Source organism: Cyclobacterium lianum (assembly GCF_900143075.1).
GTDB lineage: Bacteria > Bacteroidota > Bacteroidia > Cytophagales > Cyclobacteriaceae > Cyclobacterium > Cyclobacterium lianum.
This window is the reverse complement of record NZ_FRCY01000006.1, coordinates 137,022-156,169: the sequence shown is the minus strand read 5'-3', so window position 1 is coordinate 156,169 and position 19,148 is coordinate 137,022. Positions and strand designations below refer to the sequence as shown.

15 protein-coding genes are annotated in these 19,148 nt (G+C 46.0%); 8 read left to right on the top strand and 7 right to left on the bottom strand.

Features of this window, described 5'->3' with window-relative positions:
- Positions 1-47 precede the first annotated feature (47 nt).
- The 7 genes from BUB19_RS11950 (at position 48) to BUB19_RS11910 (ending at position 10,490) form a co-directional block, all read left to right on the top strand.
- The gene (locus BUB19_RS11950; RefSeq protein WP_073094781.1) at positions 48-803 is read left to right on the top strand and encodes a biotin--[acetyl-CoA-carboxylase] ligase; all 756 of its coding nucleotides are present in this window, start codon (positions 48-50) and stop codon (positions 801-803) included.
- A 68-nt stretch (positions 804-871) separates the two neighbouring features.
- Positions 872-2,191, top strand: coding sequence for an adenosylhomocysteinase (gene ahcY, locus BUB19_RS11945; protein ID WP_073094780.1), 1,320 nt, complete (start codon positions 872-874; stop codon positions 2,189-2,191).
- A 632-nt stretch (positions 2,192-2,823) separates the two neighbouring features.
- A complete protein-coding gene (locus tag BUB19_RS11930) occupies positions 2,824-3,231 on the top strand; it encodes a DoxX family protein (protein ID WP_073094777.1) in 408 nt (135 codons plus the stop codon).
- On the top strand, positions 3,231-3,887 hold the full coding sequence (locus tag BUB19_RS11925) for a Crp/Fnr family transcriptional regulator (protein WP_073094907.1): 657 nt from the start codon (positions 3,231-3,233) through the stop codon (positions 3,885-3,887). The genes BUB19_RS11930 and BUB19_RS11925 overlap by 1 nt, the downstream gene beginning before the upstream one ends.
- Before the next feature lie 123 nt (positions 3,888-4,010).
- Positions 4,011-8,138: a hybrid sensor histidine kinase/response regulator transcription factor gene (locus BUB19_RS11920; RefSeq protein ID WP_073094776.1), complete on the top strand. Its 4,128-nt coding sequence runs from the start codon at positions 4,011-4,013 to the stop codon at positions 8,136-8,138.
- The gene (locus BUB19_RS11915; protein ID WP_084097219.1) at positions 8,092-10,197 is read left to right on the top strand and encodes an alpha-L-fucosidase; all 2,106 of its coding nucleotides are present in this window, start codon (positions 8,092-8,094) and stop codon (positions 10,195-10,197) included. The genes BUB19_RS11920 and BUB19_RS11915 overlap by 47 nt, the downstream gene beginning before the upstream one ends.
- Before the next feature lie 128 nt (positions 10,198-10,325).
- Positions 10,326-10,490 (top strand): DUF1328 domain-containing protein, encoded by a 165-nt coding sequence (locus BUB19_RS11910; RefSeq protein ID WP_073094775.1) that lies wholly within the window; start codon positions 10,326-10,328, stop codon positions 10,488-10,490.
- A gap of 58 nt (positions 10,491-10,548) precedes the next feature.
- On the opposite strand, the gene BUB19_RS11905 is transcribed toward BUB19_RS11910, so the two are convergent.
- The 7 genes from BUB19_RS11905 to BUB19_RS11875 all read right to left on the bottom strand — a co-directional run bounded on the left by BUB19_RS11905 (position 10,549) and on the right by BUB19_RS11875 (position 18,471).
- Positions 10,549-11,568: an alpha/beta hydrolase gene (locus tag BUB19_RS11905; RefSeq protein ID WP_073094774.1), complete on the bottom strand. Its 1,020-nt coding sequence runs from the start codon at positions 11,566-11,568 to the stop codon at positions 10,549-10,551.
- Between the two features lie 115 nt (positions 11,569-11,683).
- Complete coding sequence (gene proC / locus BUB19_RS11900; RefSeq protein ID WP_073094773.1) at positions 11,684-12,484, bottom strand: pyrroline-5-carboxylate reductase; 801 nt, start codon at positions 12,482-12,484, stop codon at positions 11,684-11,686.
- A 64-nt stretch (positions 12,485-12,548) separates the two neighbouring features.
- Positions 12,549-14,216, bottom strand: coding sequence for a M1 family metallopeptidase (locus BUB19_RS11895; protein ID WP_143156015.1), 1,668 nt, complete (start codon positions 14,214-14,216; stop codon positions 12,549-12,551).
- A 25-nt stretch (positions 14,217-14,241) separates the two neighbouring features.
- Positions 14,242-15,003: a creatininase family protein gene (locus tag BUB19_RS11890; protein ID WP_073094771.1), complete on the bottom strand. Its 762-nt coding sequence runs from the start codon at positions 15,001-15,003 to the stop codon at positions 14,242-14,244.
- A 144-nt stretch (positions 15,004-15,147) separates the two neighbouring features.
- The gene (locus tag BUB19_RS11885) at positions 15,148-16,518 is read right to left on the bottom strand and encodes an amidohydrolase family protein (protein WP_073094770.1); all 1,371 of its coding nucleotides are present in this window, start codon (positions 16,516-16,518) and stop codon (positions 15,148-15,150) included.
- Positions 16,519-16,686: 168 nt separating this feature from the next.
- Positions 16,687-17,664, bottom strand: coding sequence for an NAD(P)H-quinone oxidoreductase (locus tag BUB19_RS11880; RefSeq protein ID WP_073094905.1), 978 nt, complete (start codon positions 17,662-17,664; stop codon positions 16,687-16,689).
- A gap of 6 nt (positions 17,665-17,670) precedes the next feature.
- Positions 17,671-18,471 carry a universal stress protein gene (locus tag BUB19_RS11875; protein WP_073094769.1) on the bottom strand — a complete coding sequence of 267 codons (801 nt, stop codon included), beginning with the start codon at positions 18,469-18,471 and terminating at the stop codon, positions 17,671-17,673.
- 100 nt (positions 18,472-18,571) lie between these two features.
- Between BUB19_RS11875 and BUB19_RS11870 the strand changes: the two genes are divergently transcribed.
- The gene (locus BUB19_RS11870) at positions 18,572-19,087 is read left to right on the top strand and encodes an acyl-CoA thioesterase (protein WP_073094768.1); all 516 of its coding nucleotides are present in this window, start codon (positions 18,572-18,574) and stop codon (positions 19,085-19,087) included.
- Positions 19,088-19,148 lie beyond the last annotated feature (61 nt).

The window sequence follows — 19,148 nt, the reverse complement described above, 5'->3', positions numbered from 1 at the left end:
TTTCGCTTTTAAATATCCTGATTATGGGATAAAATAACTAATTATAAATGCATAAAATCCTTGCCAATACCATTTTTCTGGGAAAAGATCTGATAAACCTGACAGAGTGTCATTCTACGAACGAAATTGCCCGAAACCTGATCAAAAACGGTGCTTACCGGGAAGGAACCGTTGTTATCACAGACAAACAAACCCGGGGTAAAGGGCAGCGAAACAGCACCTGGCATGCAGCCACAGGACTGAACCTTACTTTTTCAATCATACTCACACCCGGTTTTCTGCCCGTACATCAGCATTTTTATTTCAATATGGCCATGGCCAATGGCGTGTTATCAGGGCTGGCAACGCTGTATGGCGAAGTCCAAATCAAATGGCCCAACGATTTTCTATCTGCGGAGGGAAAAAAACTGGGGGGCATGCTTATTGAAAACAGCCTTTCGGGTCGTTTGTTTGATACCTCAGTGATCGGAATCGGAATCAATGTCAATCAATTCAGCTTCCCGGTCCCGAATGCCACATCCCTTGCGAGCCTAACCGGAAAGTCCTATGAGCTGGCAATGGTATTGGCGGCTTTGCTTGGTGCTCTGGAGGAGCAATACCTGAAATTAAAAGATGGAGCTCTTGAAGCCATCAAGCGCCGATACCTGGACCATTTGTACCGTCTTGGAAGCTGGGCAGAATACAACGACGGACATCAGTTTACGGGAAAAATTCTCGGTGTGGCCCCCTCAGGACATTTGCTTATTAGCAAACAAAATGGAGAAACCCAAAGTTATGAACCGAAGCAGATCAGATTCATTTAATGGGTTGAACTTTCATTTGTGTCAACGAATACTTAATTTTGTCTAAATTTTAATCTTAACGATTCACGATGTCAACAACTAAATCACAAAAATACACTGCTTACAAAGTAAAAGATATTTCCCTGGCTGCCTATGGCCGAAAAGAAATTCGGTTAGCCGAAAGTGAGATGCCCGGCCTGATGTCTCTCAGAGAGGAATACGGAGAGGCCCAACCGCTGAAAGGCGCCCGGATAGCGGGTTGTCTGCACATGACCATTCAGACCGCTGTATTGATAGAAACCCTAGTGGCCCTGGGCGCAGAGGTTACCTGGTCTTCCTGCAATATTTTTTCTACTCAGGATCATGCCGCCGCAGCAATTGCTGAAGCCGGTATCAGTGTTTATGCCTGGAAGGGACTAAGTGCCGAAGAGTTTGACTGGTGCATCGAACAAACCCTGTTCTTCGGTGAGGAACAAAAACCATTGAATATGATTCTTGACGATGGCGGCGACCTGACCAATATGGTTCTGGACAGATACCCGGAGCTGGTTTCCGGGATCAAGGGGCTCTCTGAAGAAACAACCACCGGTGTGCACAGACTCTACGAGCGGATGAAAAATGGTACCCTTCCCATCCCTGCCATTAATGTCAATGATTCGGTGACCAAATCAAAATTTGACAACAAGTATGGTTGCAAAGAGTCTCTCGTCGATGCCATCAGACGGGCCACAGACATCATGATGGCCGGAAAAGTAGCTTCCGTAGCGGGCTACGGGGACGTAGGAAAGGGTTCTGCTGCTTCACTCCGCGGAGCCGGAGCCAGGGTGATCATTTCCGAAATTGACCCGATCTGTGCTTTACAGGCAGCAATGGATGGCTACGAGGTAAAGAAAATGGCAGATGCAGTCAAAGAGGCTGATATCATCGTTACCGCTACCGGAAACAAAGACATCATCGGAGAAAGCCATTTCCGGTCGATGAAGGACAAAGCCATTGTCTGCAACATCGGTCATTTTGACAATGAAATAGATATGGCCTGGCTGAATGGAAACTTTGGAACCACCAAAGACGAGATCAAACCTCAGGTAGACCTGTATCATATAGATGGCAAAGATATTATCGTGCTGGCCGAAGGTCGTTTGGTAAACCTTGGCTGTGCGACCGGACATCCTTCCTTTGTGATGTCCAATTCCTTTACCAACCAAACCCTGGCGCAAATTGAGCTCTGGAATCATACCGACAGGTATGAGGCCGGTGTGTACATGTTGCCCAAACATCTGGATGAAAAGGTGGCAGCACTTCACCTCAAAAAGCTTGGCGTTGAACTGGATGAATTGACGGAAGACCAGGCCTCCTATATAGGGGTCAAGCCGCAAGGCCCGTTCAAACCGGATTATTACAGGTATTAAGTTTCTTTAAATAATTTGAACACAAAAAAACCCGGGCGGAACATGTTCGGGTTTTTTCATGTGTGCCCTGCATGCTACAGCAATAGCTGATGGCAGGGAGGGATTCTGCCCATTTTATCTGGCTGGACATGGCCTGAATAGCCATGAGGGTACCTAAATTATCCCGGACCTGATCCCAGTGGAAAGGAATCGTGAGCTTCATTAACGAAATTGGTACTGCCTGGTGCAGGCAAAAGGGTCAGGTAATACGGTGATTTTTTACAAAGCGAGACGCTCCCGCCATAACCTTAGTACAGGTATTTTTTGAGAAAAAATGATCAATGATTGAAGCGTTGTATTGCATGAAATCGAGCCTGCCTGCCGAACCTTCAGATCCTACAAATCTAAAGGCCGGTAGGCCGGGATTTTCCCGATTTAGGATCGGGACAAGCAATGTGGCAACATAAAGTCAATTATAAACAGATGAAAAAAGACTTGGTACACAGGCCGGGAAAGGTTAATTTTAGATGCCGAATTGATCGCATGAATTTGTGCCCTTCGGAAGGGGAAATACAGAAAGAAAATAAAGTATTTTAAATTTCCTACCTGTAAACGTGCACACCAATGGTCGTTATAAATCGAATCACAAACCTATGAAACCCCTCTCATTTGTTTTTATCCGCCTGGGCATTGGAATAAGCATGTTCGGACATGGACTGGTCAGGATTCCGAAATTGGCAAATTTCAGTACCGGAATGCTGGATGATTTCGATGGCTCATTTATTCCGGAATTTGTTGTAATGCCATTCTCCTGCGCTTTACCTTTCCTGGAGTTTATTCTGGGGTCAATGCTCATTCTAGGCTGGAAAACCAGACTGGCCGGTATGATGGGGGCAGTCCTTATGCTCATGTTGATGGCAGGCACTACCATGATTGAAAACTGGGGAGCATTGCCTTCTCAAATGATCCACCTGCTATTTTTTATTCTGGTTTATGAATTTCATGGAAAGAATACCTGGGCGCTGGACAGCCAAATTCAAAATAATAAAAATGTGGCATGATTGAGAAAGATGATTTAAAACAACATGTACCTTTCATTACCGATTCCAGATTGCTCGAAGCGATGAGCCGGGAAGGAAAGGTTATTGAAATCGACAAGGGACAATCTATCATGGAGCCCGGCCAATTTATTAAAATGGTTCCGGTTATTCTTGATGGGAGCATCAAAGTCCTCCGCATGGATGAGGAGGGCAGAGAATTATTTTTGTATTATCTGGAGCCGGGACAAACCTGCGCACTATCGCTGACCTGCTGTTCGGCTTCTAAGCCCAGTGAGATCAAGGCTGTGGCTGAGGAAAAAACCCGGATCCTGGCCATTCCGGTATTGAAGCATGAACAGTGGACCGACGAATTCAAGCAATGGAAGGACTACGTTTCGACTACCTATCAATCCCGGTTTCAGGAAATGCTGGCAACCCTGGATGCGGTGGCATTCAAACGCATGGACGAAAGACTAATGCGCTATATCGTGACCAAAATGAAGCAGGCGAAAGCCAATGAATTGCACACCACTCACCAGGAGATTGCCACCGAATTAGGTACATCCAGAGAGGTTGTTTCCAGATTACTGAAGCAATTGGAGAAGAAAAGATGGATTGAGCTGGGCAGAAATGTAATTTACATCAGGGACGATTTTGAGGAGTTGATCAGCAAATAAGCCTTTGATAGATAGCTTTAGTGTGATGAATAAAAAAACATGGCAGGATGTTTTTGATCGGGTGTAATTATCCGTTAATTTTTTAGCTTTGACATGTCATTACTCATCTATTGGCCAGGGCATATGAATACACCAAATACTTTATTATTACTTCTGGCTTTTTTGCTTTTGGGCATTCAACTGAAAGGGGCGGATCGTCCCGAGATCACCTTCAGGAAACTCAAAACCAGTCCAAGCCTTTCCAGTGGAAACGTACAGGCTATTTTTCAGGATCCGGATGGTTATCTTTGGTTCGGTACAAACAATGGACTCAACCGTTTTGATGGAACGTCACTGAAAGTTTATTTCCGGGACGAAGGCGATTCTACCACCATTAGCGGCAGCTCTATCTATGATATTTTTCAAGGGCCGGAAGGCAATCTTTGGATTAAGGACTATGACAGAATTTTTAATGTTTATTTGAGGGATAGGGAGGTCTTTGAGGCTGACATGTCAGGTCTGAAAGAGAAGTATGCATTGAGAAGTGCAGAAATCAGTAAAGTTTTTGAGGACTCAAGGGGAGATTTTTGGTTTTTACATCCCTACGAGGGCATCACGTATTACAATAGTCAGCGCAGAAAATCAACCTATCTTTTTCACAAACCTACAGCGGAAGGAAGTCTGAGCCACAACGCCGTTTCTGATATTCAGGAGGATCCGGATGGTAATTTTTGGGTGATTTACAGTCATGGATGGGTAGACATTCTTTCAGGTGAGCGACTGAAGGTAATCAATAGCTTCCGGATATTGGCGGAAGCCGAAGCGCAACAGGCCTATAACTTCAAACTGGTGATCGACCAAAGCGGGGATGCCTGGGCATTCAGTCCAGACTTTGCTCTTGGCGTATTTGCCATCAGCGGCGCGGATCTATCGGTCAAAAATATCCATGATCGCTCCTCTCCCTTAAAATTAAACAACAGTCTGGTCAAATCCATTTTGGTTTATTCGGAGGATGAAATATGGCTGGGGACGGATCATGGCGGTATCAATATCATTGACAAACGGAAGAACGAGATACGATATGTGATCCATCAGCCTGACCAGGTGCAGACTTTATCCCATAATGCAATTTATGCCTTGTTTAAAGATAAAGATGGTATCGTTTGGGTGGGGACACACAAGCGGGGAATAGATATGTATCACCCGCATTTCAGCCGTTTTGGATTGGTCAAAAGGACGATGGCTACGGCTAACCCTGCCGCAAAAAATGATGTGAATGCATTTGAAGAATGGACAGCGGGGAGAATCGTCGTTGGATCAAATGGTGGTGGCCTGTGGATCTATGATCAGGAAACCGGAAATTGCCGGGATTTTCTCAAAGAAAGCAGGTATACCGGAGATCTCCCTCCGGCGGACCTCGTTGTGGTAGATTTGTACAAAGACAGCTCAGGGATATTGTGGATTGGCACCTATCAAAATGGGCTTTATTCCGTTGATGGGACGGTGTTTACTCAGTATCTGGCGTCCCAGGAAAATCCGGAAAGTTTGAAAGACAACAATGTCTGGAAGATTTTTGAGGACAGTCGCAAGCGCCTGTGGATAGGTACCTTGCGGGAGGGCTTGTTTTTACTGGACCGCAAAAAGGGAACATTTACACAATATACATCGGAAGGAGAGGGGATCTTATTAAACAATGAATATATTACTGCAATCAACGAGGATTCAGCTGGAAATATCTGGGTAGGGGGCAGCCTGGGCATTGATGTTTTTCACCCGGAGAGAGGATATCAGCATTATTTTCCAGGGAATGAGCATGATTCCTCCGGTTTGAGCAGCAATACCATTTCGGAGATTGTAGAAGATCCCTATGGCATGATTTGGGTCAGCACAGAAAATGGTTTGTTTTACTACGAATCGGCATCCGGGATGTTCCGGGGATTCGATCAGTCCAATGGTCTTGACAATCATTTTCTGGTGAGCCTGGTCTCAGACGATTCGGGAAACCTATGGTTGGGTTCTCAGGATGGACTCACCTATGCGGAAGTAGACCGGAGCCAGGAGGACCTGGATTTGAAATTCCGTTTTTTCACCGGGGGTGATGGTTTACAGGGCAATTATTTCAATAAAAATTCTGCCTTTCTTTCCTCAACTGGCCTGGTCTATTTTGGAGGATCCGATGGGATCAATTATTTGCATCCGGAATGTTTTCCTTTTAATGATACCGAACCAGAGGTAGTTTTTACCTCTTTTTCATTATTTAACCATCCCATAGCAGTAAACCAGGAGGTTAACGGTAGGATCATAATTCCCACTGTTCTTGACAGAAGCAGGTCTATACAATTGAAGCATCATGAAAATATTTTTTCGGTTTCCTTTTCGTCCTTGAATTACCTGAGTCCTGAAAAGAGCAGCTTTTTATACCGGCTGGATGGATTTAGCCGGGAGTGGGTGGAAATATCCAAGCCCCCATTTGAGGTTTCTTTTACCAATCTGGATCCCGGCAAATACACTTTAATGGTTAAAGCGGCTAATCCGGATGGTGTTTCGGGAAAGGAGACCGCAACGCTGGAGATAGAAATCCTTTACCCCTTCTGGCAAACACCCCTGGCTTACCTGGCCTACGGGTTGATTCTGATTGTCTGCTTTATTCTTGCCTGGAGGTGGTTTGTTTATCAGGAACGCCAACGATTAAGGCGGCAGGAAGAAATCAAGGAAAACCGGCGGCTGGCCGAATTGGATCAAATGAAAAGCAGATTTTTTGCCAATGTAAGCCACGAGTTCAAGACTCCATTGACCTTAATTCTGGCACCAATTGAAAAAATGGTCAAAGACAAATCGGCCGTCGCTGAGACCTTTCAGTTTAGAACCATACAAAAGAATGCTCAAAAACTCTTATTTATGGTCAACCAGTTACTGGAAATACGGAATGTTGAAAATGAAAGGCTACAGTTGGAAAGAAAGGAAGGAGATATGGTGGCGTTTACAGAAGAAAAAGTGCGCACTTTCCGAAGTTTGTCCATTCACAAGCAAATCGGATTGACATTCAGCTCAAATGTCAGGAATTTGCCCACCAATTTTGATCCTGATAAAATGGAAACGGTCCTTTATAACCTGCTTTCCAATGCTTTTAAATTTACAATCCAGGGAGGAGAAGTGAATGTAAGCCTGGAATTTCAGCAGCATGGATTGAGCCAGGGACTTTTGCTGATCAAAATCAGAGATTCGGGGATCGGTATCCCGGAAGAGATACAAGATAAAATATTTGACAGGTATTTTACCCTGGGCATGGAGGGAAATCAGGGTACAGGGATTGGACTGTCCCTGGTGCAGGAATTCGCGAGGCTGCATGGTGGCGATGTAACCCTGGAGAGTAAGCAGGGACACGGGACATTATTTGTGCTCTCACTTCCCATCACTTTACGGGAAGGGTACCTGGTTTGGGAGGAATTTTTTCTGGACACCGGCAGGGATGAATTGATAAGCGCTCCAAATGATCAGGAACATACAGCCCTGCCCCATTTGCTGCTGGTAGAGGACAACCATGAACTCAGGCATTATCTGGCAGAAATATTAAATGAAAACTATAAGGTGGAGCAGGCAGAGCATGGGAAAGAAGCTCTGGAAAAGGCGCATAGAAATATTCCGGATATCATTTTGTCTGATATTTTAATGCCTGTGATGGACGGTATTGCCATGTGCCGGGCCATCAGGTCCGATATCAAAACTTCACATGTACCGGTAGTACTGCTCACAGCAAAGACTGCCGAAGAGGATCACCTGCAGGGCCTGGAGTCAGGATGCAACCTGTATCTCGAAAAACCCTTTAACCTCGAAATATTACTTTCTTCACTGAAAAATCTGCTCGAAGAAAGATCCCGCTTACAAAAACATTACCGAAAAGTCATTTCCGTGCATACGAGTGAAGCCGAAATTGAATCTTTGGACGATAAATTGATCCAGGAAGCAGTGGCACTGGTAGAGAAGGAGATAGAAAATCCGGAATTTTCTGTGGAAATACTGAGCAGGAAATTGGGCATGAGCAGGGTACATCTGTATAAAAAAATCAATTCACTCACCGGTCAAAGCCCGCTTGAATTTATCCGATCTATCCGTTTGCAAAGAGCAGCCCAGCTTCTGGAAATGAATCAGTACACCATTTCGGAGGTTGCGTATATGGTGGGTTATAACAATGCCAAATATTTTTCCAAACACTTCAAAGCCAATTATGGAAAACTTCCATCCCAATTTCAAAAAACAAACAGGAAAGCTTAAAGTATGCCTTCTGGTACTCATTTCCGTGTTGATTGCCCGCTGTGAAGCTCCCAAACAGTCTCCTCCCGATGTGGTACATCCCATTCCTCACTCCAGGCAATTGTCCTGGCAGGATATGGAGTTTTATGCATTTGCGCACTTTAACATGAACACGTTTACCAATATGGAGTGGGGCATGGGTGATGAGGATCCTGCCTTGTTTAACCCCACTGATTTTGATCCCGCTCAATGGGCAAAAGTTTGTAAAGCTGCAGGTATGAAAGGCATAATTATTACCGGCAAACACCATGATGGCTTTTGCCTCTGGCCGACCGCTACTACGGAACATTCTGTGAAAAATGCCAAATGGAAAGATGGAAAAGGCGATATCATTAAGGAAGTATCAGATGCCTTTCGAAAGGAAGGCCTGAAATTCGGTGTTTACCTGTCGCCCTGGGACCGGAACCATCCGGACTACGGAAAGCCGGAATATATAGAGGTTTTCAGGCAGCAGTTGAGAGAACTGCTTACCAATTACGGTGAGATATTTGAAGTGTGGTTTGACGGAGCGAACGGGGGAACGGGCTACTACGGTGGAGCAAACGAGGAACGAAGGGTCGATAAAAAAAATTACTATGATTGGCCAAATACCTATAAGATTATCCGGGAGCTGCAGCCTGATGCCGTCATTTTTGGAGATGCCGGGCCGGATGTAAGATGGGTTGGAAATGAACATGGATTTGCCTACGAAACTACCTGGTCCAATCTGATGCGGGATTCTATATACGGAGGCATGCCGGAATATGCCTCAAGATATGCCGCCGGTCAGGAAAATGGTACCCACTGGGTACCTGCTGAAGCCGACGTTTCCATAAGGCCTGGCTGGTACTATCACGAATACGAGGACCATAAGGTCAAGTCCTTGCCGCAACTGCTGGATATTTATTATAAAAGTATCGGAAGGAACAGCTCCCTGCTATTGAATTTTCCGATCGATAAGCGGGGAAAAATCCATGAAAACGATATAGAACAACTCATGAAGTTGGTGGACAAGATAAAAGAAGATTTTGACACACCTGTACCGATTGAGGAGGACTACCTGTCTGCCAACACCAGCCGTGGTCCGGGCTTTGGAGTCGGTGAAATTCTGAATCCGGACATGGATCGCTACTGGGCTGCAGAGGAAGGTCGGGATAATGCTTCCATCAGTATCGAATTTGAACACCCGGTTGCTTTCAACAGATTATTGGTTCAGGAAAATATAGCCCTGGGACAGCGGGTAAAATCCTTTGATCTGGAAGTACAGGGGGAAAATGGCTCCTGGGAAAAAATTGCTTCCGGGACCACCATAGGTTATAAACGGATACTGCGGTTACCAGATACCAGGGCCAGCAGCATCAGGTTCACCATTAACGATGCCAAAGATAGCCCTACCATCAGCCACCTCGCCCTGTTCAATGCACCAAGATTGTTGTTGCCGCCACAGGTCAGCCGCGACAAGTCAGGGATGGTCAGCCTCGAGCCTTCAGAAGCCGGTTTGGAAACATACTACAGCCTGGATGGATCAGACCCTGCAAAGAATGGCCGGTTGTATTCCGGCAAATTTGAGGTGCTGATGCCGGCCACGCTACGGGCCATTTCAAGAGACCCTTTGACGGAAGCATTTAGCGATCCGGTAGCGGTAAACCTTCAATTGGCCAAGAAAAACTGGCAGGTAGTGACACCCGGAGAAAACGCAATCCACCTGATCGATGACGATCCCGGTACAAACTTTTTTACGGAGCAGGATCGGGTGATCGTTGATCTGGGAGATACCTATTCGCTGCAAGGGTTTACCTATTTCCCCATGCAAAACCGATATATGTCCGGATTGATCACCTCCTATTCCTTTTTGGTTAGCGAGGATGGCAATACCTGGAAGCAGGTTCGTTCGGGAGAATTTGGTAACATTGCCAACAGCCCCATCGAACAACGTGTAGATTTTCCCACAACAAGAGCCCGGTTCGTCCAATTAAGAGCTTTAGAGAAAACAGATGACAATCCAGCCAGTTTTGCTGAAATGGGTGTAATCGCAGATTAAATGGCGGTTGTATTGATTTGTACGCAAAAATTCAGCTTTGGTACAGAATAAACTGTCGTTAATTTGAAATTTGGCCGTATTGTTGTACCTTTTATGGAGAAAATTTCATTCACCAAACCAAAAAAACCATGCTGACCTGGGTAATCACGTTTTTAGTTGTGGCATTAATTGCTGCTGTATTGGGCTTTTCCGGACTGGCGTCCGGATTGGCATCCATCGCAAAAATCATCTTTTATCTGTTTCTGGTCCTGCTGGCAATCAGTTTGATTGCGGGGGCTATTAACGGATTCTAAAGATCCAAAGCCACTCCACCGGGGTGGCTTTCTTTTTTTTTCTCCGCTTGCTTATCAATCAATCGGCAGGCAGCATTTCAGGTACAGGTACCTTGACTACCTGCTCCAGAAATTCAATAGATGCTTCCAGAACTTTCGCCCAATTTTCGGTTTTAATGTCTGAGGCAATGACATGGTCAGCAGCATCCGGAAAGCTGATTTTTTGCTTCAAATGGCTGGGCGTGCTGATCAGCTCATACATTTGCAGCATGGCAGGTACAGACACTACCTTGTCCTGGTTTTCCTCATCTTTGTAATAATAGCCCAGAAATAGCGGCTGCCTGACTTTTTCGAAGGTTTCCTGATTCATCTTGCTTTTCACCAGGATACCCAGACTGGTATAGGCATTGATGTGAAGCCTTCCGGACCAGTACTTCCCTTCCTCTTCCTCCCGCGGCATCACCATTATCCCGTTTTCGGTCATGGTTAGTTCCATCAGTTGCTTCATCCAGGGTTGAAACAACGGGTCCAGTTTGTCGCCATAAATGGCGATGCAAGGTGAGTAAAGAAGGACAGCATGAATATCGGGTCTTTCCTCAGCCAGTATCAGCGACAATGCTCCGCCCATGGAGGTGCCGATGACGATGACCTGATCGCCCAGCTCCCGGGCGATCATATAGGCCTCCCTGGCGCCCTGCACCAGTTTAGCTGCATCCAGGTATTCAAACGCATTGGGCCTTTCGATTCCATGTTCCGGCAGGCGGCTTAAATACAGGTTGGCTCCGAAATGTGCTGCAATCTTACGGTGTACCGGATCACCTTCCATCTGGCTGGCACCAAAACCATGTACGTAGAGTATACTGAAGGCAGTTTTTTCCTTTTTTGTACTGTCAGCCCAGACTATTCTGGCTTCATTATTATTCTTAAGACCTTTTACTGTATCCTCCATTCCATTGACGTATGCTTCCAGTTCGTGCAGCTCATCGGGCACTTCGGGATAAAAGCCACTGAGGTCCTGAATTTTTTCTTTAGGGCCGAGCATGTAGCCGACCAGCAGGAATATGGTTATTCCCATTAGCCAGGGGATGATGTTTTTCATTTGTAACTGCTTTGAGATGGTATAGACCTGCTGTCTTGTCCGGTTTATAGGAGACTATCGGCTTAAAGGTGCCGGCCAAATTTCGATTCCTTGTCTTACCTCTGATTGCGTCCACTTATTTTCTGATGTCTTCGTAGGAGGCCACTACTCCCCTTACCATGGCAGAGCTGAAGCCATGATGCTCCATCTCGTTCAATCCCTTGATCGTGGATCCCTTCGGTGTGGTCACTTTATCTATAGCTGCTTCCGGGTGAATTCCTTTCTGGATGATCAGTTCCGCAGCGCCTTTTACAGTTTGATTGACAATTTTATTCGCTGTTTTTGCATCAAAACCGATTTGAATACCCCCCTGAGTCATGGCCCGCATAAACCGGAGTACAAAGGCGGTACCGCAGGCGCCCAGTACGGTGGCGGCTTCCATCAGGTGTTCTTCTATGGTGATGGAGATGCCTACACAATTGAATATGGATTTGACCACCTCTTCAGATTCAGTCGTGAAATTTTCACCACATATGCAGGTAACAGACTCTTTTATATCGGCCGCAATATTGGGCATCACCCGGAATACCGTGGTGCCGGTCTCCAGTTCATTTTTGATGCGCTCAATGGTGACTCCGGCTGCCAGAGAGGCGATTACCTGCTTATCTTTGGTCAGAAAAGGCCTGATCTCCTGCAATACAGGCTTGATATTGTAGGGTTTTACTCCCAGGATAACGAAATCAGCTTCTTTTACGGCCTCTTTGTTGTCTGCAAGGACTTTTACCCCTTGTGACTGCAGGTAAAACAAGCTTTCAGGATGCCTTTTGGTAACTGTCAGATTTTTACCATCAAAGCCTGAGGTAGACAAAAGTCCGTTGACAATGGACAGGCCCAGGTTGCCACATCCAATGATCGCGATTTTCTTATTTTTATCCATTTACGGTCTTTATTAACGTACAGTATTAATTTTTTTTCAATTTTAACGGGTAAGGTTTTTTTATTTATTCCGTAGGCGGCTGAATTGGCCTCGGGAAAACATACACATTTGGATCAGCGAAAATTGGTTCATTTGGTATCAGGATGTCGGTGCTTTTCCATTCTGCTGTAGGATCAAGCAAATGAGTTTTGTCTTGTTGAATGACTTTCAAGGGCATAGAAAAGCCTTCCGCCGCTGCCTGCCAGCGGTAGTAGAGCTGTTTACCTTTCCAGTAATACTCAAAAATGGGCACCTCGGCAGTGCGCAGGTACTGATCAAAAAACGATCGGAGCGGCAATCCGGTCTCCTGTATCAGAAAGGACTCAATTTCCTGGCTGGTTACTGTTTTGTGATAAAATGTTTCATTCATTTTCCGCAGTATTTTTCGCCATTTGTCATCATCTGCGATCCATTGCCGTAGCGTATGCAGGATATTGGCTCCTTTAAAATACATGTCGCCAGATCCGCGCTGATTTACACCATAATCACCGATAATGGGGATATCATTTTTGATCACCTGTCTGGCACCTTGAAGGTAGGCATTTCCGGCATTGACGCCGTAATGGTAATCCAAAAACAAACTTTCCGCATAGGTGGTAAAACTTTCGTGGATCCACATGTCTGCGATATCCCTGTAGGTGATGTTATTGGCAAACCATTCGTGGGCAGCTTCATGAATAATAATGTAGTCAAAGGTCATTCCCCAGCCCGTCTCACTGAAATCCTTTCCCTTATACCCTTGCTGGTACCCGTTGCCATAGGTCACTGCCGATTGGTGCTCCATGCCCAGATAGGGAACTTCTATCAGTTTAAACCCATCCTTGTAGAATGGGTAGGGTCCAAACCAATATTCAAAAGCACGCATCAGTCTGGGTACATCTCGAAACTGGACTTTGGCTTTTGCCAGATTTTCTTTCAAAACATAGTAATCCAATGTCAGGATCCCATTCTCACCCAGATATTCCTCCGAAAAATGGGCATAATCTGCAATGCTTATATTCACACCATAGTTGGCGATCGGGCTGCCTACAAACCAGTGATAGGTGGTTTTGCCATCATCATGCTTTTCTATTTCCCGAAGCCGTCCGTTGGAGACATTCATTAGCGGATCCGGTACTTTTACGCTGATCAGCATGCTGTCGGGTTCATCGTACATGTGGTCTTTACACGGCCACCAGAGACTGGCGCCGTCACCCTGATTGGCATTGGCTATAAAGGGTTTGCCCTTCTGGTCTTTTTCCCAGGTAAGGCCACCGCTCCAGGGAGGGTTATAACTGACCCTGGGCTCCCCCTCAAAGGCAATTTCCAGACGCTGCATGGTTCCTGTTTGCTGCGGAGCATCGAGATTTACAAAGTAGGCATTTCCTTCTCTCTCATGACTCAGCTCCTTTCCTCCCTGCCTGAAAGCGATTATTTCCATGGGTTCCTGCAGGTCAATTTGTAGCGTCTGCCCCTGTCCGATGACTTTGTAGTGTACCGTGTTTTTTCCCGATATCGTCTTTCTTTTGGGGTTGACTTCTATATCCAGATGGTAAAAAGTAAGGTCCCACCATTCTCGCTCAGGCGTAATGCTGCCCCTCAGACTGTCCTGGCGCGAGTAGGGCACACCCGATTGCCGGGCGGTGGCTTCTGGAACAGAAAAAAAAATCAAAGCTGTGGAGGTGGCCAGAATACCTGCCAAAATGAAATTCATAGTACATTTCATAAAATACAGGGCTTTATTCGTAGCGATCGTTGAGGTCAAGTTTTTCCAAATCGATCATGAGTTGAGCTACTTTCTCGGTGACGTCTTTGAAAAAGCGGGCTCCCTTCTCCTTACTGGAAGCTTTGGGATTACCTATGCCTGTATCTTCAGAGACCATAGACCATTTTCTTTCCGCCCAGGCCCAGCCTTCCCTGATGCCCTTGATTCTGGATTTTTTTTCAGCCCCGTCTCCGGCCTCGGATAGCGGACTTACCAGATGAGCATGGAGGTACATGATCAGGCTTGTTTCCATTTCATCCGCATGGTCTCCCATATGCTCAAAGTATTGGCTTTTGTCCATGGCCTGAAACCAGTTGCAGGTACTGAAAAACATCTCCGGAAACTGAAGCCCGATCTCCCGGAGTATGGTTTTGAAATCGTTGCCTCCATGACTGTTTAAAACCAATAATTTTGGGATTCCCTGCCGATGCAAAACAGTTGTCAGGTCTTTGATAATGGCGAGTTGGGTGCTTGGGTTGAGGTTCATGTCGAGGTAAATATCGGACTGCCCCGTGTTTACTCCAAAGGGAATGGTCGGCAAGACCATTACCCTGGCACCCTGTTCCCAGGCGATTTTTCCGGCACCAGCGGCGATTGCATCAGCTTCGTATATGTCTGTTCCATAGGGCAGGTGGTAATTGTGTGCTTCTGTCGCCGCCCATGGTAGCACGGCCAGCTCTATTTTTTCTTCTCTAAGTGCCTTCCAATTTGTTTCTGCTAAAATATAGGGTCTCATGTTTTCGTTTTATTTGCCTTGCTGGTCTCCATTCCTAAAATGTAAATAAACCACATTTTTTTAAAAAATCCAGCTTCTATCTGATGTATGCAGGGGATGTTTCTCTGCCAAACGGGCCAATGGGCTGGCAGCAGCGTCCAATTGCTATTCGTATTTATCCGCAATTGACGCCAGTTTTTTCTGAATGGTATTTTGGTCGATCCATTGTCCCCTTACCATCACGCCGAGGGGGTTTTTGAGATGCTCCAGGTCATTTATCGGATTTTCCTGCAACAAAATCATATCGGCTTCCATCCCTTTTTTTATTTCCCCAAAATTACCACCAAAAAAGGTGGCAGGGTTTATCGTTCCGATTTGAATGGCTTCCAATGGGTCAAGTCCTGCATCCAGCATGCCCTGCAATTCATGGTGAATCGAAAATCCGGGCACATTGAAAACCTGTGGGGCATCAGAGCCCAGCAACAAGCCCTGGCCCTCTTTCTGCAGGGATCGGATAAGCTGATACCTGATTTCCTGAAATCTCTGCCATTTCTCTGCATCAAAATCCCCACGTTCAGTAAGGTTCTTTTTGCTCTCTATCCAGTTGGTCCGGGTTGCTTTGGACATGTACTTCATTTCTGGCTCGCCAGCCAATTCTGAGGACGGAATGGGCGAAAACCAACGATCAAAAAGTGCCTGGGTAGGTACTACCCAAACTTTGTTTTCCTTACTCAGCGCGACGAGCGCTTCAATATTGCTCCTTTCCGCCAGATCTGTAAAATTGAATCCGAAAAAACCATTCTCTGTAGGGTTTACTCCGGCATCCTCCGGTACCAATCCTTCCAGAAACCCATCAATATGATCCACGGTCCGGTAGCCATTTGCCAGGGCATGCCTGATACCCACTAAATTAGACACATGGCCAGCATACGGAATGCCCAGTTCTCCTGCAGTTTTTGCGAGGGTGTCAAACACGTGTTTACGGATACCCGGATGAAGTTTCAGAAAATCATATCCCTCATTGGCATAGGCGGTTACCTTTTCCCGGGCCTCGGCAGGGGTCCTGACAGTAGTGCCGTTGAGGGAGGGGCTGGAAGTGAATATCCTTGGAGAAAGGATTTCCTGACTGGAAGCTTTTTCCCTTAGAGGCAGGTGCTCCGGTTGGCCCAACATTCCCCTGATGGTAGTGACGCCGTTAGCAAGGTACAGGAATAGTGTTTCTGCAATAAGGGGATCATCCCAGTCCCGGTCCGGGATATGCGCGTGCATTTCAGCCAAACCCGGTAAAAGGTATTTGCCTCCTGCGTCAACCACTTTGGCTGCTCCCCAGTCGAAATGCTTACCAGCAGGGATAAGCCGATCGATCAATTGGCCGTCAACGACCACGTGCAAGTTTTCGTTTTTCCCGGACCGCACATCGATGACATTCGCATTTTCAAAAACTATGGCAGTTTCACCGAGGTTTAAATCTTCGGTTTGGGTTTTACAAGACCCTATTATTGCCAGGGAGCAGAGGAATAGTATTGATATTTTCATTGGTCTGTCATTTGTCTTTAGCTGGGTACATCGCTTGTCTCAATCCTGGGTCGGGAGCATCCCCGCGGGTTGATACTCATCCTATTGCTGATGCCTGTTCTACTCCGGGCGGGCACTATTCCAGGGAGTTTCCGCTTCAGGCGTCCTATTGACCGGAGCACTGTTCGTTTATGCAAACAGAAGTATTTTTCCAATATGCGTCGAGCTTTCCATGAGCTCGTGGGCCCGGTAGGCTTCAGCAAGGGGGAAAGCGGTATGGACCAAAGGTTTGATCCGGTCAGGAAACAGTGGCCATATCTGGCCCATCAATTGCGTGGCCAGTTGGCCCTTATAGGCGATAGATTTCGGTCTCAATGTTGATCCGGTGAGCACAAGTTCCTTTTTCATCACGCGGATCAGGTCTACCTCGCCAATTTTATTTTGCATGGCATTGATCATGATGAGCCGTCCCTTATTAGCCAACAATCGAATGTTTTTTAAAGTGTATGCTCCCCCCACCATGTCGAGAATGATATCTATGCCGTCACTTCCTGTTTGTTCTCTTATTTTTTCTTCAAAATCATCCTTCCGGTAATTTACGGCTATCCGGGCTCCCAGATGCTCACAGATCCTGCATTTTTCTTCCGTGCCTGCGGTGGTGAAAACGATACCGTCCAGCGCAGTGATCATCTGTATGGCAGCTACGCCGATGCCGCTGCTGCCACCATGTACCAGTACTTTGTCGCCGGCCTGAAAGTGCCCTTTGTAAAACATATTGTTCCAGACCGTGAAAAAAGTTTCCGGAAGGGAGGCTGCCTCTTCCAGTGAGACACCTTCGGGAATGGTCAAACATTGGCTTGCCGGAGCGACCGCATATTCAGCATAGCCCCCTCCGGCGATCAGCGCACATACCTGGTCTCCGATTTCCCAGTTTTTTACCGTTTCTCCCAGTGCTTCTATTGTTCCCGAAACTTCCAGGCCGGGAATGTCTGCAGGCACCCCATCCGGAGCCGGATATTTACCCACGCGCTGGGCAAGGTCAGGCCGGTTTACGCCGGCTGCCCTTACCCTGATAAGGACTTCATGGGCTGCCGGGACGGGTGTATTTCTTTCTTCTATTTGTAAGACTTCCGGTTTTCCGGGTTTGGTAACCACTACTGCTTTCATTCTCATTTATTTGATCACCAAAAGGGGTAGGTGCGTATGATAGGCCATTTCTACACTGTGGCTTGATTTGAACAGGAGATCAAAGAAGCCTTTGTCCTTAGAAAACATCACCAGCATGCACGCTGGTTTATCCTCCAGGAAATGGTCCAGAGCTTTGTCAACATCTTCATCTTCGAGCTTTTCGAAGGTGAATTCGCTGTCTGGGAAGTTTTCATTTACATAGGATTCAATGCCTCTGAATAGTATTTTTTTATTAAAGTCCGGTTTGGTGATGACATGTATGACGCGATAAGGCAAATTCCAGGTTTCGGTCAGCGATATCAGCTTTTTGAACATCCCTTCGTTTTCATTTTCTAATTCCAAAGCCACATCAATTTCACGAACAGCATCAAAAGAAGCTCCGAAAGGAACTGCAATTACAGGTACTTCGCTTTCCTTGATCACCGTAGCGGTGTTAGACCCGATTAATTTTTTTTTGATCCCACTTGCCCCTTGTGTTCCCATGATCACCAAATCGTAATCTCCATTGGATACCGTCGCATAGACCGCAGTAGAAACCGTACCCTGGATGATTTTATAATCCATTTGAACACCATCTCCATAGGATTTAATGGCTTTCTTTAATGCTTTTTTGGCATCATTTTCTATCGTTTGTATGATTTCTGCTGCCTGAGCTGCAAAATCATATACCGCATAATAAGAGTACAACAAGGTGATGCTTGCATCCTGTTGTAAAGCATAGGCTTTGGCAAAAGCCAACGCATTTTCAGCATTTTCTGATAAATCTGTCGGGACAAGAATCTTCATAGTCAATTTGTTTTGGCATTAATTTAGCAAAATTATAGCTATTCCCCATAATGATTTTAATCATATATATTTGCAGGTATCCACCACAAAACACGACGGTATGTTTGAGTTAGATAAAGAAAAGCATTATCCCAAAGAAACTGAAAGCAGGGTAGTAATCCGTTTTCAGGACTGTGATCCCTTGCAGCACCTGAATAATGCCAAATATTTTGATTATTTTTTCAATGCCAGAGAGGACCAGGTACCCAAACTTTATGGAGTGGAGATGATTGATTTTATCAGAAAATACAATGCGGCCTGGGTGGTCTACAACCACAATATTTCCTATATCAAACCGGCGAGAGTGGGGGAGTGGGTACGCATCATGAGCAGGGTCATCTGGCACGATCACCATTCTTTGGTGGTAGAATACTACATGACAGATGACAACAAAGAGGAGTTAAAAACCTTGTTGTGGACGACGATGCGCTATGTAGATGTAAAAACAGGCAGGTCTACGGATCACAAGGGTGAGGTAGCGTCTTTTCTAACGGCTGTCTCCGATGGAGTCAGTGTGGCAGAGCTTACCATTCGGGAAAGAATAAAAGAAATCAAGGGCCGACTGGACCAGGAATAAATAAATCAGCCGTATATTGGGGAAATGCTTCAGGAACCGGGCAGGGGTTGAAGATAGGACG

Bases quoted from the DNA above. Each gene is read 5' to 3' on its own strand.
- BUB19_RS11950 (WP_073094781.1), top strand. From the start codon at position 48: ATGCATAAAATCCTTGCCAATACCATTTTTCTGGGAAAAGATCTGATA.
- ahcY (WP_073094780.1), top strand. From the start codon at position 872: ATGTCAACAACTAAATCACAAAAATACACTGCTTACAAAGTAAAAGAT.
- BUB19_RS11930 (WP_073094777.1), top strand. From the start codon at position 2,824: ATGAAACCCCTCTCATTTGTTTTTATCCGCCTGGGCATTGGAATAAGC.
- BUB19_RS11920 (WP_073094776.1), top strand. From the start codon at position 4,011: ATGAATACACCAAATACTTTATTATTACTTCTGGCTTTTTTGCTTTTG.
- BUB19_RS11915 (WP_084097219.1), top strand. From the start codon at position 8,092: ATGGAAAACTTCCATCCCAATTTCAAAAAACAAACAGGAAAGCTTAAA.
- BUB19_RS11910 (WP_073094775.1), top strand. From the start codon at position 10,326: ATGCTGACCTGGGTAATCACGTTTTTAGTTGTGGCATTAATTGCTGCT.
- BUB19_RS11905 (WP_073094774.1), bottom strand. From the start codon at position 11,568: ATGAAAAACATCATCCCCTGGCTAATGGGAATAACCATATTCCTGCTG.
- proC (WP_073094773.1), bottom strand. From the start codon at position 12,484: ATGGATAAAAATAAGAAAATCGCGATCATTGGATGTGGCAACCTGGGC.
- BUB19_RS11895 (WP_143156015.1), bottom strand. From the start codon at position 14,216: ATGAATTTCATTTTGGCAGGTATTCTGGCCACCTCCACAGCTTTGATT.
- BUB19_RS11890 (WP_073094771.1), bottom strand. From the start codon at position 15,003: ATGAGACCCTATATTTTAGCAGAAACAAATTGGAAGGCACTTAGAGAA.
- BUB19_RS11885 (WP_073094770.1), bottom strand. From the start codon at position 16,518: ATGAAAATATCAATACTATTCCTCTGCTCCCTGGCAATAATAGGGTCT.
- BUB19_RS11880 (WP_073094905.1), bottom strand. From the start codon at position 17,664: ATGAAAGCAGTAGTGGTTACCAAACCCGGAAAACCGGAAGTCTTACAA.
- BUB19_RS11875 (WP_073094769.1), bottom strand. From the start codon at position 18,471: ATGAAGATTCTTGTCCCGACAGATTTATCAGAAAATGCTGAAAATGCG.
- BUB19_RS11870 (WP_073094768.1), top strand. From the start codon at position 18,572: ATGTTTGAGTTAGATAAAGAAAAGCATTATCCCAAAGAAACTGAAAGC.